Source organism: Bradyrhizobium sp. USDA 4473 (assembly GCF_054063335.1).
On the sequence record NZ_JBSSGE010000001.1, the window covers coordinates 6,438,070 to 6,464,326 of the forward strand.

Consider the following 26,257-nt stretch of genomic DNA (forward strand, 5'->3'; position numbering starts at 1 on the left):
TTGCGACGTTTCTATTTGCTGTCTGGAAATTTCAGTTCGTCGGCGCCGATCTCGGCGAAGTACGGCGCCAGCATCCCCGGCGTCACGTCCTCGATCCGGCTGGGCTGCCATTTCGGATTGCGGTCCTTGTCGATCACGGCGGCGCGCACGCCCTCGCGGAAATCGTCGCTGGCGAACACTTCGAGCGCCGCGCGATATTCGCGCACCAGGCACTCCTCCAGCGTCTCGGTCGCCCGCGCCAGCCGCAGCAGCTTCAGCGTCACCACCATGCCGCGCGGCGATTTTTCGCCGAGCGTCTTCAAGGTCGACTGCGCCAGTTCGGAGCCATTGGCGTTCAGCGCCGCAACGATGTCCTCCATCCGTCCATGCGCGAACCAGCGGTCGATCTTTTCCTGGAGCGCGGCCACCGGACCTGCCTTCTCGCTAGTCGCAAAGCCGGCGATCAGCCGGTCGATCGCATCCGAGTTCGTACCCGGAGCGACCTTGGTCAGCGCCTCGCGCAGCGCGGGCAGCTTTGCGCTCGGCACCACGGCGTCGGCGAATTTGGCGTAAATTGCGTCCGGACCGTTCATGGTGGTGCCGGTGAGACCGAAATAGGTGCCGATCTCGCCCGGCGAACGCGACAAGAGATAGGTGCCGCCGACATCGGGGAAGAAGCCGAGGCCGACTTCGGGCATCGCGAGTTTTGTCCGTTCGGTCACGACACGGTGGCGGCTGTGCGCCGACAGCCCCACCCCGCCGCCCATCACGATGCCGTCCATGAAGGCAACATAGGGTTTCGGGAATGTCTTGATCCGGGCGTTGAGGATGTACTCGTCGCGCCACAGGATCTTGCCGAGGTCGCCCTTGACCTTTGAGCTCTCCCAGAGCGCGCGGATATCGCCGCCGGCACACAGGCCGCGCTCGCCGGCCCCTTCCAGCACGATAACGGCGACATCGGGATCGGCCTCGAACGCGTCGAGCGCCTTGTCGATGTCGTGGAACATCTCCAGGGTCACGGCATTGATCGCCTTCGGCCGGTTGAGCCGGATGATGCCGGCCGCCCCTTCCCTGCGCGCGATCAGATCGCCTTCCGCAACCACATCATTCATCGCGCACCCTCGATCAATTTGCGCGACACGATCAGCCGCATGATTTCATTGGTGCCTTCGAGGATCTGGTGCACGCGCAGGTCGCGCACGATCTTCTCGATGCCGTATTCGCTGAGGTAGCCGTAACCGCCGTGCAGTTGCAGCGCCTGGTTGGCGACCTCGAAGCCGACATCGGTGCCGAAGCGCTTGGCCATCGCGCACAGCATCGAGGCGTCGGGATCCTTGCGGTCGAGCGCCGCTGCCGCGCGCCACAGGAAGGTACGCGCGGCTTCCAGCTCGGTCGCCATGTCGGCAATCTTGAATTGCAGCGCCTGGAATTCGTCGAGCCGCTTTCCAAATGCCTTGCGGTCCTTCATGTAGGCCAGCGCCTTGTCGAGCGCCGCCTGCGCGCCGCCGAGGGAGCACGCCGCGATATTGAGACGGCCGCCGTCGAGGCCGGCCATCGCGATCTTGAAGCCGATGCCTTCCTCGCCGAGCCGGTTTGCGACCGGCACGCGCGCGTTCTCGAATATCACGGCGCGGGTCGGCTGCGCGTTCCAGCCCATCTTGCGTTCGTTATTGCCGAACGAGACGCCCGGCGTCTTGCCGTCGATCACGATCGTCGAGACGCCGCCGGGACCGTCGCCACCGGTCCGCACCATCGCCACCAGAAGGTCGGTGCTCCCCGCGCCGGAGATGAACTGCTTCTGGCCGTTGAGCACGTAGTGATCGCCGTCGCGCACCGCGCGGGTGCGCAGCGCCGCGGCGTCCGAGCCGGCGCCCGGCTCGGTCAGGCAGTAGCTGGCGATCAGCTCCATGGTGCAGAGCTTCGGCAGCCATTGCTGGCGCTGGGTGTCGTTGCCATAGGCATCGATCATCCAGGACGCCATGTTGTGGATCGAAATGAAGGCCGAGGTCGTCGGGCAGCCCGTCGCCAAGGCCTCGAAGATCAGCGCGGCGTCGAAGCGCGTCATCGCCGAGCCGCCGACATCGTCCCTGATGTAGATGCCGCCGATGCCGAGGCCGGCGGCCTCGCGCATCACGTCGACTGGAAAATGCTTTGTCTCGTCCCATTCGAGCGCGTGCGGCGCGATCCTCGACGCCGCAAACGCCCGCGCCATGTCGCGAACCGCGATCTGGTCCTCGTTGAGAGCGAACTGCATGGCGCGGTCTACCCTTGAAGGCTATCGGTCGTCATTGCGAGGAGCGAAGCGACGAAGCAATCCATTCTTCCACGCGGGGATGGATGGATTGCTTCGCTGCGCTCGCAATGATGGCCTGGGCTACACCATCACTTCATCGTCGGGATCGAGAACTCCGCACCGTCCTTGACGCCGGACGGCCAACGCGAGGTCACCGTCTTGGTCTTGGTGTAGAAGCGGATCGAGTCGGGACCGTGCTGGTTGAGGTCGCCGAAGCCCGACTTCTTCCAGCCGCCGAAGGTGTAATAGGCGATCGGCACCGGGATCGGCACGTTGACGCCGACCATGCCGACATTGACCTTGGCCGCGAAGTCGCGCGCGGTATCCCCGTCGCGGGTGAAGATCGCGACGCCGTTGCCGTAGTCGTGCTCCGACGGCAACGCCAGCGCTTCGTGGTAGTCGTGAGCGCGCACCACCGACAGCACCGGACCAAAAATCTCTTCCTTGTAGATCCGCATGTCCTTGGTGACGTTGTCGAACAGCGAACCGCCGAGATAGAAGCCGTTCTCGTAGCCCTGCATCTTGAAGCCGCGGCCGTCGACCGCGAGCTTGGCGCCTTCCTTGATGCCGATGTCGATGTAGCTCTTGACCTTCTCGACCGCCTCGCGGGTCACCAGCGGGCCGTAATCGGCCGACGGATCGACCGAGGTGCCGATCTTGAGCGACTCGACGCGCGGGATCAGCTTTTCCATCAGGCGGTCGGCGGTGGTCTTGCCGACCGGGACGGCAACCGACACCGCCATGCAGCGCTCGCCGGCCGAGCCGTAGCCGGCGCCGATCAGGGCGTCGACTGTCTGATCCATGTCCGCGTCGGGCATGATGATGGCGTGGTTCTTGGCGCCGCCGAAGCACTGGCAGCGCTTGCCGGTCTGCGCGGCGCGTTCATAGATATACTGTGCGATGGGCGTCGAGCCGACGAAGCCGATCGCCTTGATGTCGGGATCGTCGAGGATGGCGTCGACCGCTTCCTTGTCGCCGTTGACGACGTTGAGGATGCCGGCCGGCAGGCCCGCCTCGATCATCAGTTCGGCGAGCTTCATCGGCACGCCGGGATCGCGCTCCGAGGGCTTGAGGATGAAGGCATTGCCGCAGGCGATCGCGGGCGCGAACTTCCACATCGGGATCATCGCCGGGAAGTTGAACGGCGTGATGCCGGCGACCACCCCCAGGGGTTGGCGCATCGAATAGATGTCGATGCCGGGGCCGGCGCCCTCGGTGTACTCGCCCTTCATCAGATGCGGGATGCCGCAGGCGAACTCGGCGACTTCGAGGCCGCGCTGGATGTCGCCCTTGGCGTCGGGAACCGTCTTGCCGTGCTCGCGCGCCAGCAATTCGGCGAGCTTGTCGTAGTCGCGCTGCACCAGCTCGACAAACTTCATCATGACGCGGGCGCGGCGCTGCGGATTGGTCGCGGCCCACTCCGGTTGCGCCGCCTTGGCGTTCTCGACCGCGGCGCGGACCTCGGCCTTGGTGGCCAGCGCCACCTTGGCCTGAACCTCGCCGGTCATCGGCTCGAAGACGTCGGCCGTACGGCCCGATGTGCCCTTGACCTCCTTGCCACCGATGAAATGTCCGATCGAGCGCATGAATATCCTCCCTTGGAGACGTGAATCGCCGCTCCGCGCGGCGAGATCGCTTTACAAACCCTATTGACCCTGCATTTTATAGGATTCAAGTCCGATAAATTGCACCATAGATGTGCGGAAATGCTGGATCAAGGCGGCGGCACAATCGACTGGGACGACTTCCGTTTCGTGCTTGCCATCGTGCGCGGCGGGTCAGTTTCGGCTGCCGCCAAGCAGCTCGGCGTCGATCATGCCACAGTGATCCGCCGTGTCGACCGGCTGGAAGGCCACCTCTCCGCAAAACTGTTTGATCGCCGCAAGACCGGCTATCTGCTGACCGAGGCCGGCCAGCGCGTCGCCGACAGCGCCGAGGCGATGGAATCCACCATCGTCGCCAACCAGGAGGCGGTCGGCGGCTCGCGCGCACATCTCACCGGCACGGTGCGGATCGGCGCGCCCGACGGCTTCGGCAGTCATTTTTTGGCCTCGCGGCTGGTCAAGTTCACCGAGCGGTATCCCGATCTCGACCTGCAACTCGTCGCCACCGCGCGGCTGTTCTCGCTCTCCAAGCGCGAGGCCGACATCGCGATCAGCCTGACCATGCCGAAGGAAGGCCGCATCGTCGGCCGCAAGCTCCTGGACTACGCGCTTGGGCTTTATGCCGCACCCGCCTATCTCGCGCAGGCACCGGCCATTGCTGCACGCGCCGACCTGCCGCAGCACCGCTTCGTCGGCTACATCGAGGAGTTGCTGTTCACGCCGGAGCTGGATTATCTGCCGCAGGTCTCGCCAAAAATCTCGGCGAAATTCCGCAGCGCCAATCTGATCGCGCAGCTCAACGCCACCATCGCCGGCTTCGGCATCGCCGTGCTGCCGCACTTCATGGCATCAGCCCACCCCGAATTGCAGGCGGTGCTGCCGGACGAGGTGCGGATCTCGCGCACCTTCTGGCTCTTGATGCACGCCGACAGCAAGGACCTCGCCCGCATCCGCGCGGTTGCCGACTATATCTACGAGACCGTGGAGGCCGAACGCACGCTGTTTGGCGGGACGTGAGGCGGCAAGTCAGACCCGTCACCCTGAGGAGGCCGCGAAGCGGCCGTCTCGAAGGGTCGACGGCCACCAGCCGGGCCGTGCATCCTTCGAGACGCGCTGCGCGCTCCTCAGGATGACGGAATTGGCTTACTCCCCTTGCTCAGTGTCATCACTCGCGCATGCGGGTGATCCAGTATTCCAGAGACGGCCGTGCTTGAGCCGATAGGCCGCGGCGTACTGGGTCGCCCGGTCCCGTCACCGCCAAAGCTTCGACGAGGCCACAGATGCCTGGCACGCCGAAGCTTTAGCGGAGGCGGCGAGCCGGGCGACGACAACGGTGGATGGACAAAGCTTCACATCCTCTCAGGACAACGGACAACGTCCGGCGCACGCCGCTCGAAGCGTCAGTTCACCTTGGCCTTCTTCGTCGGCGCCTTCGCTGGCGTGGCCCGTCCCAGCACGGCCTCGCGGCCTGCGCTCAGGATCTCGTCGGACATTTCGCCATTGCCCGCGATCCGCGACATCACGATGGTGCCCAGCATGGTCGCGAGCACACCCATCGCCTGCTTGCGCGCGGCCTTGCGCGGCACGTCCTGGATCTGGTCGGTGATCATGTCGATCATCTGGTCGAGCTTGAGGGCAAAGGCCTTGCGGGTCTTCGGGCTCTCGCGGGCGATCTCGGCGCCGAGCGCCGGCACCGCGCAGCCCTGGCCCGGCTCGTCGCGATGAACAGTCGACAGATAGCCGTCGACGATGGTCGCCAGCCGCTTCTCCGGCGGCACCTCTGCGGTCACCTTGCGCCAACGCTCGTTGGCGCGGTCCATGGCGTAGTTGAAGGCCTCGATCACCAGCGCCTCGCGCGAATCGAAATGAGCGTAGAAGCCGCCATGGGTCAGGCCGGCGTCCTTCATCAGGTCCGCGACGCCGATGCCGTGGGCGCCCTTCTCGCGCAGCCGCGTCGCGGCCCGTTTCACGATCCGCGCGTGGGTCTCCTGCTTGTGCTCTTTCGAATAGCGCATGCCGCTCTCATGGAATGTTTCTAATCATATAATAGCAGATTTGCAGCCGCGACGCTGCATCTATTTCGTCTTATTCGGTGTCTGGGGTTCCCCACCGAGCATGGAAAACGTCGCGGTCGCGTGCACTGCAAGATTGCCCCTGCCGTCGCGGACGAAGCCCTCGGCGTAGCTGGTCTGGCGGCCGAGCTTGATCACCTTGCCCTCGGCCGCGATGGTCCCGGAGCGCGCCGAGAGCGGGCGCAGATAAGTCAGCTTGAGGTCGAGGGTCACCGAGGTCTGCCCCGCCGGCAGCAGGGTCGAGATCGCACAGCCCATCGCGGTATCGAGCAACGCGGCGGCGGTCGCGCCGTGCAGCAGGCCGATGGTGTTCTCCAGGCTCTCATGCGGCTCGAGTTCCATCACGATGCGCCCCTCCTCGACCGCGGCCATCCTGAAGCCGATCAGTTTGGCCATCGGCGGCGGCGGCAACGCGCCGTCGCGGATCGCCCGCATCGCCGCGATCCCGGACATCGGCAGCGCCGCTTTCGCCACCGGCCCGGGCGCCTGCCATTCCACCACGCGCGTGCGCGTCAGTTCGGACGAATGAAGATCAGTGATCTCGGCGGCGGTCATGACGGCTCCATTTATATGATGAAGATAATTCTATATGTCCACGTCCGCCGGCGCAACCGCCGCGCCGATGCTTGACAGAGGCCTGCTTTGTCCGGGACATGGCGCGGTCAATTCCTGCGCCGGGACAATTTCCATGGACATGCTCAATCCCCAGTGCGGCATCGCCCGCGACGACAGAGGCGTCGTCCGCCTCACGATCTGCAACGCCGGCAAGCTGAACATCGTCAGTTCAGCCGTCACCAACGGCGTGCGCGAAGGCTTTGAGCACCTCGCCGCCGATCCGACCATCCGCGCGGTGATCCTCGCCGGCGAAAGCGAGCGCAGCATGATCGGCGGCGCCGACATCAAGGAAATGGCGACACTCGACCAGACATCCGCCGAAGCCTTCATCAGCCGCCTGCGCGATCTCTGCGAGGCCGTGCGCAAATTCCCGGCGCCGGTGATCGCCCGCCTGCCCGGCTGGTGCCTCGGCGGCGGCCTCGAGGTCGCGGCCGCCTGCGACGTCCGGGTCGCCGCGCATGATGCAATGTTCGGAATGCCCGAGGTGCGCGTCGGCATCCCCTCGGTGATCCATGCGGCGCTGCTGCCACGCCTGATCGGCTGGGGCCGCGCCCGCTGGCTGATGATGACCGCGGAGAACATCGACGCCCCGACCGCGCTCGCCTGGGGTCTCGTCGACACCGTGGCAAAGCCCGGCGGCCTCGACGATGCCGTCGAGCACACGGTGAAGGCGCTGCTCGAATGCGGCCCCGAAGCGCTACGCATCCAGAAGGACCTCTTGCGCCAATGGGAAGAGCTGCCGCTGACCGAGTCGGTCAACCTCAGCGTCGGCGTGTTCGGAAAATCCTTCCAGACCGGCGAGCCGCAGCGGCTGTTGCAGGGGTTTCTGAATCGGAAGCGGTAGATTTTTTGCGGTTCGAAGCGCGGCGAACTCCGGCCTCGCGCTCTCCGTCAAACCAGCAATCCCTTGGCGACAATATCGAGCTCTTCCGCTCGCTCACCGGGTGTCGGATAGGTGGCGAGGCGCTCGATATCGTCCCCCAGCATTGCCAGCAATTCCGGAGACGCCGCAACGATGTGGAGCAGGACCCACCTTTTCCAGACGTCGTCATCCGTCTTTAGGACGCTGCGAACGTGAGGAGCAAGCGGCTCACCGATGCCCGCCAGAAACGGTTGCAGCACCTGAGCCACCGGCCAGTTGATGTCCTGCATCCATTCAAGGAGAGCCGGAAGGATCGGCTCGACCTCGGCGTGGCTCAAAGCAGTGATAGCCTTGGCTCTCCCGGTGTCCATTTTGTCTCTTGGTAGAAGCGCCGCCAAATCCGACCGCATCGTTTGCCCGTCCATTCCTGGTAAACCGCCACAGACAACCTAACAGACTGTTGACCGCGAACCCTAGCCCACTAGTCTAGGCTCAATTATGAGCCAGGTGTTCCAGATCGAGAACGTCGATCGCAGCACACCGGTCTCGCGGATCGCGGCGCTTGCTGTCAACAAGACAATCACTTTCGGGACAGACGCACGGGGGCACCACTCAAGAGTTGCAGGAGGACATATGGTCCAGAAGCGCGACGTTCCCGGTATCCGACCCTATGATGCTCCGGCCGGCGGCTGGGGCGCCCTCAAGGCCACCGCGATCGCGGTGCGCGACCAGATGGATCTGGTCGAGGCGCCGATCACGCTGCTCCGCACCAACAAGCCCGACGGCTTCGATTGTCCCGGCTGCGCCTGGCCGGACAAGGAGCACACCTCCACGTTCCAGTTCTGCGAGAACGGCGCGAAGGCCGTGACTTGGGAGGCGACCAGCAAGCGCGTCACGCCGGAATTCTTTGCCGCCCACACCGTTACCGAGCTGCTCGGCTGGAGCGACTTCCATCTGGAGAACGAAGGCCGGCTGACCGAGCCCCTCGCCTACGATGCCGCAAGCGACACCTACCAGCCGATCACATGGGATAACGCCTTCGCGCGGATCGGCGAGAGCCTGCGCAGCCTGCCCGATCCTAACATGGCCGAGTTCTACACCTCCGGCCGCGCCTCGAACGAGGCCGCGTTCCTGTTCCAGATCTTCGCGCGCGAATACGGCAGCAACAATTTCCCCGACTGCTCGAACATGTGCCACGAGGCGACCAGCGTCGGGCTGCCGCAATCGATCGGCATCGGCAAGGGCACGGTGTCGCTGGACGATTTCGACCATTGCGAGCTGATCATCGCGATGGGGCACAATCCCGGCACCAACCATCCGCGCATGATGGGCACCTTGTGGGAGGTGTCGCGCCGCGGCGTGCCGATCATCGTGTTCAATCCCTTGCGCGAACGCGCGCTGGAGCGCTTCGCCGATCCGCAGGACCCGATCGAGATGGCGACGCTCGGCTCGACGCGGATCGCCTCGACCTATTACCAGCCCAAGGTCGGCGCCGACGCTGCGGTGCTGAAGGGCATCATGAAGGCGCTGATCGAGAAGGACGATTCGAGCCACGACGTGCTCGACCACGCCTTCATCGCCGAGCACACCAATGGCTTTGACGCGTTCGCCGCCGACCTGCGCGCCACGCCGTGGGACAAGATCGAGACCGTCTCCGGTTTCAGCCGCGCCCAGCTCGGCGAGGTCGCCGCCGCGTACGCAAAATCCAACGCCACCATCGTCACCTACGGCATGGGCATCACCCAGCACATGCGCGGCACCGACAATGTGCAGCAGATCGCAAACCTGCTGCTGTTGAAGGGCAATTACGGCAAGCCCGGCGCCGGCATCTGCCCGCTGCGCGGCCACTCCAACGTGCAGGGCAACCGCACCGTGGGGATCACCGAGAAGCCCAACATCCAGATGTTCGAGGGCATCGAGCGCACCTTCGGCTTCAGGCCGCCGCGGCATCACGGCCACGATGCGGTCGCCGCGATGGAGGCGATCGACGACGGACGCTCGAAGGTGCTGATCTGCCTCGGCGGCAATTTTGCCATTGCGCTGCCCGACCCCGAACGCTGCACGGCCGCGATGCGCAAGCTCGAGCTTGCCGTGCATCTCGGGACCAAGCTGAACCGCTCGCATCTTCTGACCGGAAAGCAGTCGATCATCCTGCCGGTGCTGGGCCGCACCGAGCAGGACATCCAGGCCTCGGGGCCGCAGGTCGTCACCGTCGAGGATTCCATGTCGATGGTGCACGCCTCGCGCGGCAAGCTCACCCCGGCCTCGGAAAATCTGCTGTCGGAATCGGCGATCGTTGCCGGCATGGCGATGGCGACCTTGCCGGCGAGCAAGGTGCCGTGGACCGAGCTGATCGCCGATTATGACCGCATCCGCGACGCCATCGAGGGCGTCTTCCCCGACTTCAAGGATTACAACGCTCGGATCCGGATTCCCGGCGGCTTCCGCCTGCCGCTGCCGCCGACCGAGCGCAAATGGACCACGCCGTCGGGCAAGGCCGAATTCCTGATCTTCAAGGGCCTCGAGGAAGACCCCGTCCTGACGGACAAGACCGTGCTCAAGCTCGCCACCATCCGCAGCCACGATCAGTACAACACCACGATCTACGGGCTGAACGACCGCTATCGCGGCGTGTTCGGGCGGCGCGACGTGCTGTTCAGCAACGCGGCCGATCTCGCCGAACGCGGACTTGCCCATGGCGACCTGGTCGAGATCGAGACCGCGCTGCCCTCGGGTGAGCCGCGCCGCCTCACCCTGACCGCAATCGCCTACGACATCGCCCGCGGCTCGGTCGCCGCCTACTATCCCGAAGCCAACGGCCTGGTGCCGCTCGACTATCAGGACAAGGAAAGCGGCACGCCGTCGTACAAGTCGGTGCCGGTGCATGTTCGGCGAGCGGCTCGGGCGGCGTAGAGTGCGCAGCGGCCTTCGTAGCCCGGATGGAGCGCAAGCGAAATCCGGGGGCCGTCATCCGCGGATACGGCTTCCCGGATTGCGCTGCGCTCCATCCGGGCTACGACGGTCTCACCGCGCGTTCGCCGGCGCATGGACCGGCCACAAATCGGCCCGCCAGTGCAGCGCGATCGCGAGCATCGCGATGAAGCCGGCGGCGGCGAGCAGCGTGCCGGTCGCGGTGTAGCCGATCAGGTCGATCAGGCTGCCGGCCGCGAGCAGGCCGAGCGGCAGGCCGTAGATCACCATCATCCGCACGCCCATCACCCGGCCGCGCAGATGCGCGCTGGCATTGCGCATCAGCATCACGGCGGCCGAGATCATCGACATGCTCTGCGCGATGCCGGCCAGCAGCAGACAGGCCATCGCCACCGGCATGGTCCGGAGCTCGACGAACACCAGCAGCATCGCGTACCAGGCGAGCGTCGCGCCGATCAGAAGCCGCGCGATGCGCACGCCGCCGGCCATGCTGAGCGTGATCGAGCCGATCAGCGATCCCACCGCAAAGCTCGCCGAGAGATAGCCGAGCCCGGTCTGGTCGGTGTGGAAGATGTCGCGTGCCACATAAGGCAGCAGACCGTTGGTCAGCGGAAACGCGGTGAGATTGGCGAGGAAAGCGACGCAGAGCGCGGCGCGCATGCCCGGGCCGCTCCAGGCATAGACGATGCCCTCCTTGAGGTCGCGCAGCAGTTTCGATCCCGGCAGGTCGATCGCCGCATGGTCCACGGTGCCGTGCGACTTCGGACGGCTCATGCAGAGCATCAGGATGGCAGCGATGAAATAGAAGCTGGCGATCCCGACATAGACATAGCCGATGCCGAGCGCCGCGAACAATCCGGCGCCGGTCAGCGCTCCCGCGATCCGCGCCGAGTCCTGCGTGGTGCGCGCCAGGCTGATGGCGCCGACCAATTGCTCCGGCGGCATGATATCGGCGAGCAGCGCGCCGCGCACGCCGAGGTCCGACGGGCGGATCAGGCCCATGATCGCGACGATGATCATGACGTTCAAAGGCGCCAGATGCCCTGTCAGCGCCAGCGTCATGAGGGTCCCGGCCAGCACGGTATAGGCAAAGCGCATCACGGCGAGCAGATCGCGATGCCCCATGCGGTCGCCGATCATGCCGACCACCGGGGCCACCAGCGTGCCGACATATTGCAACGAGGCGAGCACCGTCAGGAGCAGCACCGAGCCGGTCTCGACCATGACGTACCAGCCGAGCACCAGCGTCTCGACCTCGAACGCCCACGAGGTGAGCAGGTCGGACGGCCATTGGAAGCGATAGCTGCGGATGCGGAATGGCGCGAGCGCGGAAGTCCGCGTGGTCCCGCTCACGACGCGATGACGCGTGTCACGGCGTGTCCTGCCCTTTTCTTGGTTCTTCTGGGGTCTCGATTCCAGATCTTGATTCTATTGGGAAATATTGCTGTTCCGGCAGCCTAGCGCCGACGGAGTCGGTGTCAATCGAAGCCGCCGCATGCGGCCATGCGCGGCGGGATCGGCAGCAGCGTGCTGCACTGCCCACCTCCGACTTCGCCCAACGCCGCCACCATTACCCCAAATGGCAATTGCTGCGCGACGCCGGGCCACAATCTCGTCCACAATGAAATGCGGTGGCTATGGGCCCGGTCGCCGGGACGACAGCATGATTGAGGTGGACTGCGCACCGCTCCCAACTCATCCGAATACGACATTTTGTCATGAGAGCCGCAGTTGCATTTTTTGCATCGCATCATATGATGTATGTAATTCAATCAAAAATCGCCGGCATTGAAGGAAATCCCGCCATGGCAACCAGCACCGATCCCGTCGTCATCCTCTCCGCCGCCCGCAGCCCGCTCGGCCGCTTCATGGGCGAGCTCGCGCCGCTCGCGGCCCACAAGCTCGGCGCGCATGTGATCGGCGCGGCGCTGGAGCGCGCCAAACTGGCGCCGGAGCGGATCGACGAGGTGTTCATGGGCAATGTGCTGCCCGCCGGCCAGGGCCAGGCCCCCGCCCGCCAGGCTGCGCGCGGCGCCGGGCTGCCGGATGCGACCGGCGCCACCACCGTGAACAAGGTCTGCGGCTCCGGCATGAAGGCGACCATGCTGGCCCACGACATCATCACGGCCGGCTCGGCCGAGATCGTGCTGTCCGGCGGCATGGAGAGCATGAGCAACGCGCCGTATCTGTTGCAGAAGGCGCGCGGCGGCTATCGCGCCGGGCACGACCGCATCATCGATCACATGATGATGGACGGGCTCGAGGACGCCTACGAGACCGGCCGCTCGATGGGCGATTTCGGCGAGGCCACCGCGGAGGCCTATCAATTCACCCGCGCCGACCAGGATGCGTTCGCGATGGAGACGCTGAGCCGCGCCCGCAAGGCGGTCGAGAGCGGTGCCTTCAAGGCCGAGATCGCGCCGATCACGCTCGCCGAGAAGGCGGGTCCCCGCATCGTCGCCAATGACGAGCATCCGCTGAAGGTCGATCCGGCCAAGATCCCCGGCCTGAAGCCGGCGTTCCGCGCAAGCGGCACCATCACGCCGGCCGCCTCCTCGGCCAACGCCGACGGCGCCGCGGCGCTGATCCTGGCGAAGCGCTCACTGGCCGATCGCGACGGACTGCCGGTGCTGGCCGAGATCAAGGGCCATGCCACCCACAGCCAGGAGCCGCAATGGTTCACCACCGCGCCGATCCCGGCGATCCGAAAACTGCTCGACAAGGTCGGCTGGAACGTCGGCGATGTCGATTTGTTCGAGATCAACGAGGCGTTCGCGGTGGTCGCGATGGCGGCGCAGCGCGACCTCGGAATTCCGCGTGACCGGCTCAACATCAACGGCGGCGCCTGCGCGCTCGGCCATCCCATCGGCGCCACCGGCGCGCGGCTGATCGTGACGCTGCTGCACGCGCTGGAAGCGCAGAATCTGAAGCGCGGCGTCGCCGCGTTGTGCATCGGCGGCGGCGAAGCCACCGCCATCGCGATCGAGCGGGTGACGCACTGAGCGGTAGCGTTCTCGTCATTGCGAGCAAAGCGAAGCAATCCATTGCTCAGCATACGCTGAAGCATGGATTGCTTCGTCGCTTCGCTCCTCGCAATGACGAAACTCGGGACAAGGCGCTCATGACACGGTAGCTCCGCGCCCTGAGTCCGAAAACGAGGGAACTATGTCGTTTTAGACATGGCTAGCCCGTGCCATATTGTGCGTCATGCAAAGCTTTCACCGCAATTGATCCGGAACCCAATGATCTCGAACTGGCTTGCTTCCGCCCTCGTCCGCCGCAACATCCATTACGGCTGGGTGATGGTTGCCGTCACCTTCCTGGCCGCACTGATCTCCGCCGGCACGGTCGGCGCGCCCGGCGTCTTCATCGTTCCCCTGCAGAAGGAATTCGGCTGGTCCACGGCCGAGATCTCCTCGGCGCTGTCGATCCGCTTCATCCTGTTCGGGCTGATGGCGCCGTTCGCCGCGGCGCTGATGAACCGTTACGGCCTGCGCAACGTGACGCTGGCGGCGCAACTGATCGTGGTGTCAGGCCTTGTCGCGTCGCTCGCGATGACGCAGGTCTGGCAGCTGATCGCGCTGTGGGGCGTCGTGATCGGGATCGGCACCGGCATGACTGCGCTGGTGCTCGGTGCGACCATTGCCACCCGCTGGTTCGTGGCACGACGCGGCCTCGTGATCGGCATGCTCACCGCGAGCGTTGCGACGGGCCAGCTCGCCTTCCTGCCGCTGCTCGCTGCGATCACCGAGCGTTATGGCTGGCGCGTCGCACTCGGATTCGTCTGCGTCATGCTCGGCATCGCCGCCTTTGCCGTGCTGATGCTGATGCGCGACCGCCCGAGCGACGTCGGCCTGCGCCCGTTCGGCGATGCGGGCACCGCGCCCGTTCCTGCGCCGCCGCCCGCCAATGCGCCGATCATGGCGGCCGCGCTCGGCACCCTGCGCGATTCATCGAAATCGTCGGTGTTCTGGATCCTGTTCGCGACCTTTTTCGTCTGCGGCGCCTCGACCAACGGCCTGGTCCAGGTCCATCTGATCCCGATGTGCCTCGACTTCGGCATCCCGCAAGTGCAGGCCGCGAGCCTGCTCGCTGCGATGGGCATCTTCGATTTCTTCGGCACCATCATCTCGGGCTGGCTGTCGGATCGCTACGACAATCGCTATCTGTTGTTCTGGTATTACGGGCTGCGCGGCCTGTCGCTGCTGTATCTGCCGTACTCCGACTTCACTTTCTACGGCCTGTCGCTGTTTGCGATGTTCTACGGCCTCGATTGGATCGCGACCGTGCCGCCGACGGTGCGCCTCACCGCGCAGCGCTTCGGCGCCGAGCGCGCCAATCTGGTGTTCGGCTGGATCTTTGCCGGCCATCAGCTCGGCGCCGGCGCGGCCGCGTTCGGCGCCGGCCTGTCGCGCACGATCTATCAGAGCTACCTGCCGGCGTTCTTCATCGCCGGCGCGCTGTGCGTCTTCGCTGCGCTGATCACGCTCGCGATCGCGCGACCGCAACCGAAGCCGGTGGCTGAGCCGAGGCCGGCAGCGGCCTGAGGCCGCCGCCCGCCACGGCCAGGCCGGCGTCCATGCCGGTGCTAGCCCTACTCCGCCGCAAGGCCGGTCGGCGTCGCCGCCTCGGCGGCTTCCTTGTTGTAATCGTGCACGACGCGGCCGAACGGCAGCGTCAGGTCGGCGATGTAATGATGCGCACCGACGACGCGCTTGACCGGGAAGTCCGCGACCGGCGCATTGACATGCGGCACCAGATGCAGCCGGCCCGATCCGATCCACGAGCCCTTGACGTTGATGTCGGTGAGGTTGATCGCCACCAGCTGGCAGATCTCGAGATGACCGTCGACGCCGGGGATCATCTTCAGATTGACTTGCGTCTTCGACAGCGTGGCGCGGGTGGCGTCGCCATTGCCCGCCATGCTCTCGTGCTTGTAGCCCATCGTGCCCATCGCGACGAGCTGGCCGGCGTATTCCAGCGTGCCGGTCAGCGTGTCCTTGACGATCTCGAGCTTGGGGTGGGCGTACTTCTTCGGAAAGCCCCAGATCTCGCGGCCGGCGGCGATCGGCGGATCATCGTCGAGATACATCTGGCACACGAAGTTGACGTCCTCGCCGTGCAGTCGCGCGGGGATCACGAGACCGGACTCGGTGTAGCTGCCGAAGCCGGAGCTGTCGGGCATCTTGATCCACTCGTAGTGCACGATGGCCTGCTCGACCGGGTCCAGCGGCTCAGGCAGTGCGGCGCGGACCAGCTCCGGCTCGGTTTCATAGGTGATGACCAGGAATTCGCGATCGATGAAGCGGTACGGACCGGCGGGATAGCTCGGACCGGCGGCCGGCATCGACGGAAGCTTGAACAGATCTTCCCTGCGCATCGCAATAACCCCTGTTGGCAACGTTTGCGCGGACGCTAGCGGCCGAGATTGACAGCGATGTGAGGGATTTCCGTCAGGTGCATGACCTCGGTTACGCCTGCGTGACCTCGGTTACGGCTGCTGCGTAATCTCGGTGACGCCTGCGTGACCTGCGTTACGCTGCGGGAGGCCAATGCTAACCATGCAGGCAAGCCATGCCGGAGGCGCCACGCGCGGGCGCCGCAATTGTCATCACGGCGTCATCGGCACCCTGAATCCTCGCCGAAAATTTTGGAGTGTCTGAGATGGACGCGCGCACCCCTCATCCTGACGATATCGAGCACGCCACGCCCGGCTGGCGTCCCGAGGGATGCGATCGCGTCGCCCTGGTCCTGCAGGGCGGCGGCGCGCTCGGGGCCTATCAGGCCGGCGTCTACCAGGCGCTGCATGAATCCAACATCGAGCCCGACTGGGTCTGCGGCGTCTCGATCGGCGCGATCAACTCGGCGATCATCGCCGGCAATCCGCCTTCGAGGCGGCTGGAGCGGCTGCACACCTTCTGGGATCGCATCACCAGCCGCAAGATCTGGCACTACACGCCGGACGGCGACATCTTCCGCAAGGCGCGCAACTTCACCAGCTCATGGCTGACGACGACGCTGGGGCAGCCCGGCTTCTTCACCCCGCATCAGACCAATCCGTGGCTCAGCCCGGCCGGCGCGCGCACCGCCACCAGCTATTACGACACCACGCCGCTGCGTGAGTCACTGTTGGAGCTGGTCGATTTCGACCGGATCAATTCCAAGAAGATGCGCTTCGCGGTCGGCGCCGTGAACGTGCTCTCCGGCAACTTCATCTATTTCGACAATGCCCATGACGAGATCATCCCCGAGCACATCATGGCGAGCGGCGCGCTGCCGCCGGCGCTGCCGATGGTGAAGGTCGGCACCGACCATTTCTGGGACGGCGGCATCGTTTCCAACACGCCGCTGCAGCATCTGCTCGACCAGGAAGACAACATGAATTCGCTGGTGTTCCAGGTCGACCTGTTCTCGGCGCGCGGCGCGCTGCCGCGCGACATCCAGGACGTGATGGCCCGGCACAAGGACATCATGTATTCGTCGCGCACCCGCTACAACACCGACGTCTATCGCAAGACCTACAATCTGCGCACCGCCCTGCACAATGCGCTCGGGAAGATCCCCGACGATCATCTGTCGGAAGAGGAGCGCCAGCTCAAGAAGGCGAACAGCCGGCTGCCGGGGATCACGCTGCTGCAGCTGATCTACCAGCAGAAGGCCTATGAGGGCGACGCCAAGGACCACGAATTCTCCGGCACCTCGATGCGCGAGCACTGGGCGAGCGGCCACGAGGACACCAAGCGCTCGCTGAAGCGCCGCGACTGGATCAAGATGCCCGAGAACGGCATGGGCATCGTGATCCACGACGTGCATCGGGAAGCGGAATAGCGGCGCGCCGTCCATCCTCCGTCATTGCGAGAAGCGAAGCGACGAAGCAATCCATCCGTCAACGCGTGTGGACGAATGGATTGCTTCGCTGCGCTCGCAATGACGATTGGGAAATCGGCCTACGGCCGCGTCGACATGTTGCGCGGCGGCCCGGCGGTGCGGATCGGCTCGGCGAGGCGCGCGAACTCGCAGAGCAGCGAGCGCGTCCTGCGCGGGTCGATCACCTCCTCGACCCAGAACTTCTCGGCCGAGCGGAACGGCGAGCGCAGCTTGTTGAGGCGGTCCTCGATCTCGCGCAGCTTGGCGGCGGGATCGGCGGCCGCGTCGATCTCGGCGCGATAGGCCGCCTCGATGCCGCCCTCGAGCGGCAGCGAGCCCCAATAGGCCGACGGCCAGGCGTAGCGCATCGAGAAGCGGTTGGCCGGCTGATGCACCACGCCGGCGACGCCGAAGGCGTTGCGGATGATGATCGTGCACCATGGCACCGTGCTCTGGTTGACGGCCGCCATCGCCCGCACGCCGTGGCGGATGGTCGCCGATTTCTCGGCCTCGAGCCCGATCATGAAGCCCGGGCAATCCATCAGGTAGACCACCGGCAGATGGAAGGTCTCGGCGAAGTCGACCCAGCGCACCACCTTCTGGCAGGCATCCGCGGTCCACGAGCCGCCATAATGGAAGGGATCGCTGGCGAGCACCAGCACCGCCCGGCCCTCGATCCGCGCAAGGCCCGTGATGACCGGCCGGCCGAAATTGGCGGCGACCTCGAAGAACGAGCCCTTGTCGACGACGGCCTCGATGATCGGCCGCATCTTGTAGACCTGCCGGCGATTGCGCGGCACCGCCTTCAGAAGCGATTCTTCGGCGCGTTCGGGATCGTCGGTGCAGGGAATGGTCGGCGGCACATCGTAGACCGACGACGGCAGATAGGACAGGAAACGCCGCGCATAGTCGAACGCCTCTTCTTCCGTCTCGACGGCCTGGTCGATCGCCCCGGCGCGGGTCTGGATGTCGGCGCCGCCGAGCTCCTGCTTGGTCAGATCCTGACCAAGCCGCTTCACCACCGGCGGACCGGCGACGAACATCGCCGAGCTCTTGGTCATGACAGAGTAGTGCGTGGCCGCGAGCCGCGCGGCGCCCAGGCCCGCGACCGAGCCGAGCCCGAGCCCGACCACCGGCACCCGCGCCAAGTTGGCGGTCGTGTACCAGTACCAGCGCGTGCCGCCGACGCCGCCGGGCAGATTGGCCGCGCCCTTGGTCTCGATCGTCTTCACCGAGCCGCCGCCGCCGGAGCCTTCGATCACCCGGATGATCGGCAGTCGGAAGTCGTGCGCCATCTCCTCCGCCATCAACGGCTTGGCGGAGATCGATGCATCCGCCGAGCCGCCGCGCACGGTGAAATCGTCGCCGACCACGACCACGGTGCGGCCGTCGACCCTGGCGCGGCCGAACACGCAGTTCGCCGGCGTCAGTTGCTTGAGTTCGTTGTTCTCGTCGTATTCGGCGATGCCGGAGATGGCACCGATCTCGTGAAAGCTGTTCCGGTCGATCAGCTTGTCGATGCGCTCACGAACCGTGAGCCGGCCCTGGTCGCGTTGCCGCTTGACCTTGTCAACGCCTCCCATCTCCCGCGCGAACGCTTCGCGCCGGGCGAGGTCGTCGAGTTCCGGCTTCCAGTTCATTCACTGCTCCCGTCTTGATGATTTTATTGTTGTTATGGCTGGCCACCGGAAGCGACTTGCGCTCGATCCGGTTGCTGAAGATGTCGCCGTCGGCGCCTTCGAGCAGGCTGCCGAGCGCGGCGGCGAGCTCGACCATCTGCGGCGCGACCTCGCGGTGCAGCCGCGCCTCGTCATACATCGCCGAGAGCAGGCCGATCGTGGTGACCACATAGGTCTGGTACTGCGGCGACCACAGCGGCACTGCGACGCCGTTGATGTGCGGGCTCCACAGGCCGCAGGCGACGACGTAGCCATGCTCCTGCAAATGACGGCGGTTGGCGGCGATGCGCGGCGTCAGCATCTTGGCGCTCTCGGGCAATTCGCCTTCCATCTCCGCGATCAGCGCGTCGCCGATCGCGGGATCGAGCGCTGCGGTATAGGCATGGCCGGCGGCGGTGGTCGCCATCGAAATCCGGCTGCCGGTGGCTTCATGCAGGCCGAGCGCGTTCGCCGCGCGGGCGAACTCCAGATAGACCAGATGAAAGCGGTCGGGGATCACGAAGCCCACGGTGCCGGGCAATTGATCGGCGACATCCTGCAGGCGCAGCCGGATCAGATTGCGCAGCTGCAAGCCCTTCATCATCGTGGTGCTCATCGCGACCGCGCTCGGGCCGATCCGGTATTTCTGGTCGCGCGGCAGATAGACCAGCTGTCCCATCCGCGTCAGCGTGTGCGTCAATCGCGACACCGTCGAACGCGGCAGGCCGCAGCGGTTCGAGATTTCGAGATTGCCGAGCCGGGCTTCGTGTCCTTCGAAGCACCGCAACACATCGAAGGCGCGCGACACCACCTGGATGACATCGTCATCGCCAGTCTCGCTGGCGAGCATTCCCTGCCTGCTAAGCCGTTCCGAGCGCCGTCCCATTTGCTTGGCTCCATTCCGTCATGCGGAATAAAATTCCACTTGCAGAACAAGCTACCTCAGGCAATCTGCCGCCACAACAAAAAGCCGTTCGCCGGATGAAATTTCCGCAAGACGGTATCGGAGACTGGAATGCCAGAGATCAAGGTCGTGACCGAAGTAGCCGGGCGTGTTTGCGCGCTTCCCGTCGAGGCCGGCAACAGCATCGGCGATGGCGACGAGATCGCGTTCGTCGAAGCGATGAAGATGGAGATACCGGTCACATCGACCGCAGCAGGCAAAATCAAGTCTATTCTGGTCAGGATCGACGATGTCATTGCCGAAGGCCAGGCTGTCGCGATCGTCGAGACCTGAGCGCTACCGGCACGCCACTCGGCGCGGACCAAATTCCCAGATGTCGTGTGATGGACGGCGGCTCCTTTGGGAGCGTCACGGCTCCGCATGCTATTTCGCTCTCGAAACATTCGCAGTTAGAAAGTTTCGCATGGCGATACATTTGCCGAGCAATCGCTCGTTTTGTGAACATCTGTTCGAAAACCGGCAGCTATCGGCTCGCGCCCGCTCGGCTCCATGCACGGCTGACGACGACGGGCGCTCAGTTGCGCGCGCCCAGATTGCGTTGCACAACAGGAGGCGATGAAACAATCGCCTCCTCCCGTCACCGCCAGCACCGTCAACTGGGCCCGCTCGCAGCCGCCGCTGCTCCGGTTTCTGCACACTTGTTACGCAGACTTCTTCCCGGAGGGCGCCGGCGCGGTCGCCGACTACATCCCAGAACTCGGCAAGGCCGACCCTGCCCATTTCGGCATCAGCCTGGCGACGCTCGACGGCCATGTCTACGAGGTCGGCGACACCAGGGTGCCCTTCACCATCCAGTCGATGTCAAAGCCATTCGTGTTCGCCTTGGCGCTGGACACGCTGGGTGCCGAGCGGGTGGAGAGCGTGATCGGCGTCGAACCATCCGGCGATCCCTTCAACTCGATCCGGCTCAATGCCGACAACCACCCGTTCAACGCGATGGTCAATGCCGGCGCGATCGCCTGCTCCGGCCTGCTCCATGCCGACAAGCGCGATGGCGCATTCGACTATATCCGCGAGGCGCTCGGCCGCTTCGCCGGCCGCGAGCTCGATGTCGACGAGGCGGTCTACGCCTCCGAGAGCGCGACCGGCGACCGCAACCGGGCGATCGGCTATCTCCTGCGCACCAACAGCGTGATCACCGAGAACGTGCCTGCGGTGCTCGACGTGTATTTCCGGCAATGCGCCATCCTCGTCACCGCGCGCGACACCGCCGTGATGGCGGCGACGCTGGCCAACCGCGGCATCAATCCGCTCACGGGCGAGCAAGTGGTGACGCCCTACGCGATCGCGCGCACACTGTCGGTGATGACCTCGTCGGGCATGTACGACTTTGCCGGCGAGTGGATCTACCGGGTCGGCATCCCCGCCAAAAGCGGGGTCGGCGGCGGCATCCTGGCGGCGCTGCCGGCCCGGCTCGGGCTCGGCAGCTACTCGCCGAAGCTCGACAAGCACGGCAACAGCGTACGCGGCATCAAGGTGTGCGAGACGCTGTCGGCGCATTACGACCTGCATATGCTCAACCGCAGCGACGACGCCCGCCACAGCATCATCGCCGACTACAATATCGGCAAGAATCCGTCGCGCCGCCTGCGCCGGCCGCAGGAGCAGGAGATCCTGGCCAGGCATTTCCAGGAGGTCCGCGTCATCGAATTGGTCGGCACGCTGTCGCTGTCCAATGTCGACTATGTGTCGCGCCGCTTGGCCGGCAGCCCGCGACCGGAGTTCGTGATCTTCGACCTGCGCCGCGTCACCGCGACGACCCGCGCCGGCGCCCGGCTGGTCTCCGAGGCTTTCCAGGAGCTGGCCGAGCTCGGCGTCACCGTGATCCTGTCCGGCATCAAGCGGACCTCGCGCGAATGGGCCACGATCAGCGAGTGGACCAAGCGGCTCGGCAACATCAGGGATTTCTATCTGCTCGACACCGCGATCGAATGGGCGGAAGACCAGATCGTCTATCGCTATGGCGGCTCGATCGATTTCTTTGAGACGACCGAGCTGTCCGAGCAGCCGCTGCTCGCCGGATTGAGCGAGGCCGAGATCGCCGATCTTGCCGCGCGCTGCACGGTCAGGACCTACCAGCCGAATGAGAAGATCATCGCCGCGGGCAGCGAGGCGACCTCGCTGTTCTTCCTGCGCAGCGGCGTCGTCCACGTCACCCTGCCCGACGGCATCCGGCTGGCGACGCTGACCGCCGGCATGGCGTTCGGCGAGATGGCGCTGCTGGAGCCGAACCGCTCGGCTGACGTGCTCGCCGACATGTCGGCGACCGCCTATGAGGTGGCGATCACCGACTTCGAGCGCTTCCGCGAGCACCACCCGCGCGCCGGCGAGCGCATCATGCGCAACCTCGCGCAGATCCTCGCCGAGCGGCTGATCGTGGCGAATGCCAAGGTGGATCTGCTGACGTCGGGGTAGGTGTCTGTTTCCCCTCTCCCCGTTCTTGCGCCGTTCTTACGGGGAGAGGGGAAGGGTGAGGGGCGGCTTCCGCAGCAAAAACCTCAAGTCGAATTCGCGGGAGACTCCCCCTCACCCGGATCGCATTTCGCTTCGCTGCATGCGATCCGGCCTCTCCCCGCGCGCGGGGAGAGGCAAAGACGTCAGCTCACCACTTCCGTCACCGGCTGCATGTCGATCTCGAAGGTCTCGAGAAACTTCGAGGTCATGATGTAGAAGCCGACCGAGAGTTGCAGCTCGATCAGCGCGGCGGGCGTCAGCAGCGCCGCGATCGCCTTGAAGGTCGCGTCCGTCGGCTTCTTCAGCTTGACGATCTCGTCGGTGAAGGTGAGCGCCGCGCGCTGCACCTCGTTGAAGCAGGCAGCCTGCTGCCAGTTCTCCAGCGCGGCGTTCTGCTCGTCGGTGACGCCGACATTCTTGCCGATGCGCTTGTGCGCGACGATCTCGTAGGGCGCCTCGCAGAGGATGCCGGTGCGCGTGATCGCAAGCTCGCGCACGACCGGATCGAGCTCGCCCTTGTGGCGGATCGCACCGCCGAGCCGGCAGTACTGCTCGAAATAGCTCGGCGAATGCGCCATCATGCGGAAGATGTTGGCGTTGCGGTTCTTGTCGAGGATCTCGCGGGTGCGCGGGCTTGCCTTCGCGGGATCGGAGTAGTCGATACGGGCCATTTCCTAACCTTGATCTTGCTGTCGTTTCTGTCGGGTTCGAAACAGTATCTGCCGGCCGTCGCAGGAGCAACACGCCCGAGTCAAATTGCCGCCGCATTCAAAGACAACCCTGCCACAGTCGATATTCGCTGAGTGGGGACTCATCAAAGCGAATGCTCGACGCGGGGTGTTCCGAGTAGAAAATCTGGCCGTCTTGCGTGTCATCCACGCAACGATGAGTCACGCCCAAGTCTAGGGGAAACGCATGAAGGAAGCCACCAAGAGGGCGGCCTCGGAAGCGCTTGCGCAAATGCTGGCGGTGACGGCGATGCTCGTCATCGCCAGCTTTGTCTTTTATTGGCGCTAAGGCATGATCCGGAAAAGTGTGTAGCGGTTTTCCGAAAGATCATGCCCAAACATAGTATCCGCAACTCGAGGGGCACGAGTGATCTGGTTCAGCCTGATCTCGCGTACTGACCTGATCGTTCGGCCCCTCATTTTGCCTTTGCGAAATACGGAACCAGCCGTCCCGCAAATTGCGTGAAGCGCGCCGAAACCTTGTCGCCGATGGCGAGATCGCTGTCGCCATGGGCCATCATGCGAAAGCCCTCGTCGGCATCGACCAACACGATGTTGTAGGGCACATGCGCCCGCGTCTCGGGCGTCGCGGCGCGGCAGACCAGCGAGGTCGCATACACCGTCCCCGTCCCGCTCGCGCGATGCTCGGCGAGATCGGTCGAGCCGCACGCCGCGCAGAAGCCGCGGCGGAAATATTGCCGCGCGGCGCAGGCGTTGCAGGTCTGATACCCAATGGCTTCCGCGCCCTTGGTCCAGTCGGCGATCGGTCCGCTCATCGCACGCGCTCCAGGAACATGCTGACATGCGACGACAGCACGCCGCCGTCGCCGTGCAGCAGCGCGACCGAGGCGTCGCGCACCTGACGGTTCTCGGCGCGGCCGGTCATCTGCAGATGGGTCTCGACCAGATGCGCCATCGCGCCGCCGACGCCGCAATGGCCATAGCTGAGCAGGCCGCCATGGGTGTTGAGCGGCATCTCGCCGTCCCCGTTGAAATATCCGGCGCGCACCCGCGCCGCCGCCTCCCCCCGCCCGGCGAGGCCGAGATCTTCCAGCAGCATCGCGAGCGTGATCGTGAAGCTGTCGTAGACCGCGGCGTAACGCACGTCCGAGATCGCGATGCCCGACGCCTGCTTGGCCTTGGCGATCGAAATCTCGGCGCCGAGCTCGCTCAACGCGGGCGCGGCCGTGACATGCTGATGGGTATGCGCCTGGGCGCAGCCGCGGATGCGAACACGTTGGTCACCGGTCGGCTCCCGGCTGATCACGCATGCCGCACCGCCGTCTGACACCGGGCAGCAGTCGAGCAGTTTCAGCGGCATCGCCACCGGCTTCGAGGCCATCACGTCGGCGACCGTGATCGGCTCGTGGAATTGGGCGCCGGGATGCGTCACCGCGTGCTTGCGCATCAGCACGGCAAACTCCGCAAGGTCCTCCTGCGTCACGCCGTATTCAGCATGCATATAGCGCGTCGCGACCAGGCCGTAATAGGCCGGGATCGTCGGCCCCAGCGTCACCTCGTAGTCGGGATGCCCGACCTGGGCCAGCGCCTGGATCGAGGCGTCGCGGCTCTGCCCGGTCAACCGGTTCTCGCCACCGACCACCAGCACGTGCTTTGCCACACCGGCATCGACCAGATGATGCGCAAGCATCGTCATCGCAAGCCCAGTGGCGCCGCCGACCTGCACGGCGTGGGCGTAGGACGGCCGAATGCCGAAGTGCTCGGCGAACACGGTCGCCAGCATGATGTGCGGCGAGACCGTGGAGTAGCCGCACAGGATGCCGTCGATGTCGGCGCGCTTCAGCCCGGCATCCGAGATCGCAAGCTCGGCCGCCTTGCTCATCAGGTCGAGCGAGGACAGGCCCTCATGCTTGCCGTAGGATGTGAGACCGACGCCGGTGACGAAGCTCATAGTGCTACTCCCTCCCCTCGTCATTCCGGGGCGCGCGGAGCGCGAGCCCGGAATCCATTTCGCCGCACTGTATGTCGCCCGATGGATTCCGGGCTCGCGCCAAGCGGCGCGCCCCGGAATGACAAGTGCAGAGACCCGTCGCTCATCATCAATACGACTTCGGAAGGCCAAGCACCTTCTCGCCGATGAAGCTGAGGATGAGTTGCGGGCTGATCGGGGCGATGCGCGGGATCAGCGATTCCCGCAAATAGCGCTCGACGTGATATTCCTTGGCGTAGCCGAAGCCGCCATGGGTCATCACCGCCTGCTCGCAGGCGTGGAAGCCGGCTTCCGCCGCAAGATATTTGGCCGCGTTTGCGGCCGGTCCGCACGGCAGGTTCTGGTCGTACTGCCAGCCGGCGCGCAGCACCATCAGCCAGGCGGCCTCGAGCTCCATCCAGCACTTCGCCAGCGGATGCTGGATCGCCTGGTTCATGCCGATCGGACGGTTGAACACGATGCGCCCCTTGGCATAGTCCGACGCCCGCTTCAGCGCGATCTGACCGAGCCCGACGGCTTCCGCCGCGATCAGGATACGCTCCGGGTTCATGCCGTGCAGGATGTATTCGAAGCCGCGCCCCTCCTCGCCGATCCGGTCCTCGACCGGAATTTCAAAATTCTCGAAGAACAGCTCGTTGGAGTCGACCGGCTTGCGGCCCATCTTCTCGATCTCATGCACGGTGACGCGCTTGCGGTCGAAATCGGTGTAGAACAGGCTCAAGCCGTGGGTCGGGCTGCGCACCTCCTCGAGCGGCGTGGTGCGCGCCAGCAGCAGGATCTTGTTGGCGACCTGCGCGGTCGAGATCCACACCTTCTGGCCGTTGACGATGTATTTGTCGCCCTGGCGCACCGCGCGGGTCTTGAGCTGCGTGGTGTTGAGGCCGGTGTTGGGCTCGGTGACCGCGAAGCAGGATTTGTCGCGGCCGTCGATGATCGGCGGCAGCATGCGCTGGCACTGCTCCTTGGTGCCGAACACCACCACCGGATTGAGCCCGAACACGTTCATGTGCACGGCGGAGGCGCCGGACATGCCGGCGCCGGATTCGGAGATCGTGCGCATCATGATCGCGGCATCGGTGATGCCTAAGCCTGAGCCGCCATATTCCTCCGGGATGCAGATGCCGAGCCAGCCGGCATCGGCCAGCGCGCGGTGGAAATCGACGGGATAGCCGCCCTCCTTGTCCTTCTTCAGCCAGTAGGCTTCGTCGAAGCGCGAGCAGATTTTTGCCACCGCGTCGCGGATCGATTCCTGGTTGGCGGAGAGTGCGAAATCCATCTG

The 26,257-nt window shown here is 65.2% G+C and carries 22 protein-coding genes; 8 read left to right on the forward strand and 14 right to left on the reverse strand.

The features are described from left to right. Positions 1 to 11: 11 nt before the first annotated feature. The 3 genes from ACVW17_RS30580 to ACVW17_RS30590 form a co-directional block, all read right to left on the reverse strand. Complete coding sequence (locus tag ACVW17_RS30580) at positions 12 to 1,091, reverse strand: enoyl-CoA hydratase/isomerase family protein (protein WP_456755323.1); 1,080 nt, start codon at positions 1,089 to 1,091, stop codon at positions 12 to 14. Then, positions 1,088 to 2,233: an isobutyryl-CoA dehydrogenase gene (locus ACVW17_RS30585; protein ID WP_456755324.1), complete on the reverse strand. Its 1,146-nt coding sequence runs from the start codon at positions 2,231 to 2,233 to the stop codon at positions 1,088 to 1,090. The genes ACVW17_RS30580 and ACVW17_RS30585 overlap by 4 nt, the downstream gene beginning before the upstream one ends. 128 nt (positions 2,234 to 2,361) lie before the next feature. Continuing rightward, positions 2,362 to 3,858 (reverse strand): CoA-acylating methylmalonate-semialdehyde dehydrogenase, encoded by a 1,497-nt coding sequence (locus ACVW17_RS30590; protein ID WP_456755325.1) that lies wholly within the window; start codon positions 3,856 to 3,858, stop codon positions 2,362 to 2,364. 120 nt (positions 3,859 to 3,978) lie between these two features. Here ACVW17_RS30590 and ACVW17_RS30595 point away from each other — a divergent pair, with 120 nt between their 5' ends. Then, positions 3,979 to 4,893: a LysR family transcriptional regulator gene (locus ACVW17_RS30595; RefSeq protein WP_456755326.1), complete on the forward strand. Its 915-nt coding sequence runs from the start codon at positions 3,979 to 3,981 to the stop codon at positions 4,891 to 4,893. 383 nt (positions 4,894 to 5,276) lie between these two features. On the opposite strand, the gene ACVW17_RS30600 is transcribed toward ACVW17_RS30595, so the two are convergent. Next, positions 5,277 to 5,891: a TetR/AcrR family transcriptional regulator gene (locus tag ACVW17_RS30600; RefSeq protein ID WP_456755327.1), complete on the reverse strand. Its 615-nt coding sequence runs from the start codon at positions 5,889 to 5,891 to the stop codon at positions 5,277 to 5,279. 60 nt (positions 5,892 to 5,951) lie between these two features. Further along, complete coding sequence (locus tag ACVW17_RS30605; protein WP_456755328.1) at positions 5,952 to 6,503, reverse strand: PaaI family thioesterase; 552 nt, start codon at positions 6,501 to 6,503, stop codon at positions 5,952 to 5,954. A gap of 133 nt (positions 6,504 to 6,636) precedes the next feature. On the opposite strand from ACVW17_RS30605, the gene ACVW17_RS30610 reads away from it, so the two are divergent. Then, on the forward strand, positions 6,637 to 7,407 hold the full coding sequence (locus tag ACVW17_RS30610) for an enoyl-CoA hydratase (RefSeq protein WP_456755329.1): 771 nt from the start codon (positions 6,637 to 6,639) through the stop codon (positions 7,405 to 7,407). A gap of 47 nt (positions 7,408 to 7,454) precedes the next feature. On the opposite strand, the gene ACVW17_RS30615 is transcribed toward ACVW17_RS30610, so the two are convergent. Further along, on the reverse strand, positions 7,455 to 7,850 hold the full coding sequence (locus tag ACVW17_RS30615; RefSeq protein ID WP_456755330.1) for a DUF5071 domain-containing protein: 396 nt from the start codon (positions 7,848 to 7,850) through the stop codon (positions 7,455 to 7,457). 208 nt (positions 7,851 to 8,058) lie between these two features. Here ACVW17_RS30615 and ACVW17_RS30620 point away from each other — a divergent pair, with 208 nt between their 5' ends. Continuing rightward, positions 8,059 to 10,338: an FdhF/YdeP family oxidoreductase gene (locus ACVW17_RS30620; RefSeq protein ID WP_456755331.1), complete on the forward strand. Its 2,280-nt coding sequence runs from the start codon at positions 8,059 to 8,061 to the stop codon at positions 10,336 to 10,338. 111 nt (positions 10,339 to 10,449) lie between these two features. Here ACVW17_RS30620 and ACVW17_RS30625 read toward each other — a convergent pair whose 3' ends face one another. Beyond that, positions 10,450 to 11,709: an MFS transporter gene (locus tag ACVW17_RS30625; RefSeq protein ID WP_456755332.1), complete on the reverse strand. Its 1,260-nt coding sequence runs from the start codon at positions 11,707 to 11,709 to the stop codon at positions 10,450 to 10,452. Between the two features lie 452 nt (positions 11,710 to 12,161). Here ACVW17_RS30625 and ACVW17_RS30630 point away from each other — a divergent pair, with 452 nt between their 5' ends. Together ACVW17_RS30630 and ACVW17_RS30635 are read left to right on the forward strand one after the other, a co-directional pair. After that, positions 12,162 to 13,358 (forward strand): acetyl-CoA C-acyltransferase, encoded by a 1,197-nt coding sequence (locus tag ACVW17_RS30630; RefSeq protein WP_456755333.1) that lies wholly within the window; start codon positions 12,162 to 12,164, stop codon positions 13,356 to 13,358. A 240-nt stretch (positions 13,359 to 13,598) separates the two neighbouring features. Continuing rightward, entirely contained in the window at positions 13,599 to 14,903 is a 1,305-nt protein-coding gene (locus ACVW17_RS30635; protein WP_456755334.1) for an MFS transporter, read from the forward strand. A 47-nt stretch (positions 14,904 to 14,950) separates the two neighbouring features. On the opposite strand, the gene ACVW17_RS30640 is transcribed toward ACVW17_RS30635, so the two are convergent. Next, on the reverse strand, positions 14,951 to 15,736 hold the full coding sequence (locus ACVW17_RS30640; protein ID WP_456755335.1) for an acetoacetate decarboxylase: 786 nt from the start codon (positions 15,734 to 15,736) through the stop codon (positions 14,951 to 14,953). Positions 15,737 to 16,020: 284 nt separating this feature from the next. On the opposite strand from ACVW17_RS30640, the gene ACVW17_RS30645 reads away from it, so the two are divergent. Further along, positions 16,021 to 17,184: a patatin-like phospholipase family protein gene (locus tag ACVW17_RS30645; RefSeq protein WP_456798218.1), complete on the forward strand. Its 1,164-nt coding sequence runs from the start codon at positions 16,021 to 16,023 to the stop codon at positions 17,182 to 17,184. 119 nt (positions 17,185 to 17,303) lie between these two features. On the opposite strand, the gene ACVW17_RS30650 is transcribed toward ACVW17_RS30645, so the two are convergent. After that, a complete protein-coding gene (locus ACVW17_RS30650; RefSeq protein WP_456798219.1) occupies positions 17,304 to 18,863 on the reverse strand; it encodes an acyl-CoA carboxylase subunit beta in 1,560 nt (519 codons plus the stop codon). After that, on the reverse strand, positions 18,793 to 19,767 hold the full coding sequence (locus ACVW17_RS30655) for an IclR family transcriptional regulator (RefSeq protein ID WP_456755338.1): 975 nt from the start codon (positions 19,765 to 19,767) through the stop codon (positions 18,793 to 18,795). The genes ACVW17_RS30650 and ACVW17_RS30655 overlap by 71 nt, the downstream gene beginning before the upstream one ends. A 129-nt stretch (positions 19,768 to 19,896) precedes the next feature. Here ACVW17_RS30655 and ACVW17_RS30660 point away from each other — a divergent pair, with 129 nt between their 5' ends. Both ACVW17_RS30660 and glsA read left to right on the forward strand, forming a co-directional pair. Further along, on the forward strand, positions 19,897 to 20,118 hold the full coding sequence (locus ACVW17_RS30660; protein ID WP_456755339.1) for an acetyl-CoA carboxylase biotin carboxyl carrier protein subunit: 222 nt from the start codon (positions 19,897 to 19,899) through the stop codon (positions 20,116 to 20,118). Positions 20,119 to 20,400: 282 nt separating this feature from the next. Further along, positions 20,401 to 22,260, forward strand: a complete 1,860-nt coding sequence (glsA, locus tag ACVW17_RS30665) for a glutaminase A (RefSeq protein WP_456755340.1) — start codon at positions 20,401 to 20,403, stop codon at positions 22,258 to 22,260. Between the two features lie 182 nt (positions 22,261 to 22,442). Here glsA and ACVW17_RS30670 read toward each other — a convergent pair whose 3' ends face one another. The 4 genes from ACVW17_RS30670 to ACVW17_RS30685 form a co-directional block, all read right to left on the reverse strand. Continuing rightward, positions 22,443 to 22,970, reverse strand: a complete 528-nt coding sequence (locus ACVW17_RS30670) for a carboxymuconolactone decarboxylase family protein (RefSeq protein ID WP_456755341.1) — start codon at positions 22,968 to 22,970, stop codon at positions 22,443 to 22,445. A gap of 473 nt (positions 22,971 to 23,443) precedes the next feature. Beyond that, a complete protein-coding gene (locus tag ACVW17_RS30675) occupies positions 23,444 to 23,803 on the reverse strand; it encodes a Zn-ribbon domain-containing OB-fold protein (protein WP_456755342.1) in 360 nt (119 codons plus the stop codon). After that, the gene (locus ACVW17_RS30680; protein ID WP_456798220.1) at positions 23,800 to 24,939 is read right to left on the reverse strand and encodes a thiolase family protein; all 1,140 of its coding nucleotides are present in this window, start codon (positions 24,937 to 24,939) and stop codon (positions 23,800 to 23,802) included. Before ACVW17_RS30680 ends, ACVW17_RS30675 begins: the two co-directional genes overlap by 4 nt. 148 nt (positions 24,940 to 25,087) lie before the next feature. Next, positions 25,088 to 26,254 (reverse strand): acyl-CoA dehydrogenase family protein, encoded by a 1,167-nt coding sequence (locus ACVW17_RS30685; protein ID WP_456755344.1) that lies wholly within the window; start codon positions 26,252 to 26,254, stop codon positions 25,088 to 25,090. Positions 26,255 to 26,257: the final 3 nt, after the last annotated feature.

Excerpts from the sequence above, each read along its gene's own strand:
- ACVW17_RS30580 (WP_456755323.1), bottom strand. The coding sequence starts at position 1,091 with ATGAATGATGTGGTTGCGGAAGGCGATCTGATCGCGCGCAGGGAAGGG.
- ACVW17_RS30675 (WP_456755342.1), bottom strand. The coding sequence starts at position 23,803 with ATGAGCGGACCGATCGCCGACTGGACCAAGGGCGCGGAAGCCATTGGG.
- ACVW17_RS30605 (WP_456755328.1), bottom strand. The coding sequence starts at position 6,503 with ATGACCGCCGCCGAGATCACTGATCTTCATTCGTCCGAACTGACGCGC.
- ACVW17_RS30585 (WP_456755324.1), bottom strand. The coding sequence starts at position 2,233 with ATGCAGTTCGCTCTCAACGAGGACCAGATCGCGGTTCGCGACATGGCG.
- ACVW17_RS30640 (WP_456755335.1), bottom strand. The coding sequence starts at position 15,736 with ATGCGCAGGGAAGATCTGTTCAAGCTTCCGTCGATGCCGGCCGCCGGT.
- ACVW17_RS30650 (WP_456798219.1), bottom strand. The coding sequence starts at position 18,863 with ATGAACTGGAAGCCGGAACTCGACGACCTCGCCCGGCGCGAAGCGTTC.
- ACVW17_RS30655 (WP_456755338.1), bottom strand. The coding sequence starts at position 19,767 with ATGGGACGGCGCTCGGAACGGCTTAGCAGGCAGGGAATGCTCGCCAGC.
- ACVW17_RS30590 (WP_456755325.1), bottom strand. The coding sequence starts at position 3,858 with ATGCGCTCGATCGGACATTTCATCGGTGGCAAGGAGGTCAAGGGCACA.
- ACVW17_RS30685 (WP_456755344.1), bottom strand. The coding sequence starts at position 26,254 with ATGGATTTCGCACTCTCCGCCAACCAGGAATCGATCCGCGACGCGGTG.
- glsA (WP_456755340.1), top strand. The coding sequence starts at position 20,401 with ATGAAACAATCGCCTCCTCCCGTCACCGCCAGCACCGTCAACTGGGCC.
- ACVW17_RS30680 (WP_456798220.1), bottom strand. The coding sequence starts at position 24,939 with ATGAGCTTCGTCACCGGCGTCGGTCTCACATCCTACGGCAAGCATGAG.
- ACVW17_RS30630 (WP_456755333.1), top strand. The coding sequence starts at position 12,162 with ATGGCAACCAGCACCGATCCCGTCGTCATCCTCTCCGCCGCCCGCAGC.
- ACVW17_RS30615 (WP_456755330.1), bottom strand. The coding sequence starts at position 7,850 with ATGGACGGGCAAACGATGCGGTCGGATTTGGCGGCGCTTCTACCAAGA.
- ACVW17_RS30600 (WP_456755327.1), bottom strand. The coding sequence starts at position 5,891 with ATGCGCTATTCGAAAGAGCACAAGCAGGAGACCCACGCGCGGATCGTG.
- ACVW17_RS30620 (WP_456755331.1), top strand. The coding sequence starts at position 8,059 with ATGGTCCAGAAGCGCGACGTTCCCGGTATCCGACCCTATGATGCTCCG.
- ACVW17_RS30610 (WP_456755329.1), top strand. The coding sequence starts at position 6,637 with ATGGACATGCTCAATCCCCAGTGCGGCATCGCCCGCGACGACAGAGGC.
- ACVW17_RS30660 (WP_456755339.1), top strand. The coding sequence starts at position 19,897 with ATGCCAGAGATCAAGGTCGTGACCGAAGTAGCCGGGCGTGTTTGCGCG.
- ACVW17_RS30645 (WP_456798218.1), top strand. The coding sequence starts at position 16,021 with ATGGACGCGCGCACCCCTCATCCTGACGATATCGAGCACGCCACGCCC.
- ACVW17_RS30595 (WP_456755326.1), top strand. The coding sequence starts at position 3,979 with ATGCTGGATCAAGGCGGCGGCACAATCGACTGGGACGACTTCCGTTTC.
- ACVW17_RS30670 (WP_456755341.1), bottom strand. The coding sequence starts at position 22,970 with ATGGCCCGTATCGACTACTCCGATCCCGCGAAGGCAAGCCCGCGCACC.
- ACVW17_RS30635 (WP_456755334.1), top strand. The coding sequence starts at position 13,599 with ATGATCTCGAACTGGCTTGCTTCCGCCCTCGTCCGCCGCAACATCCAT.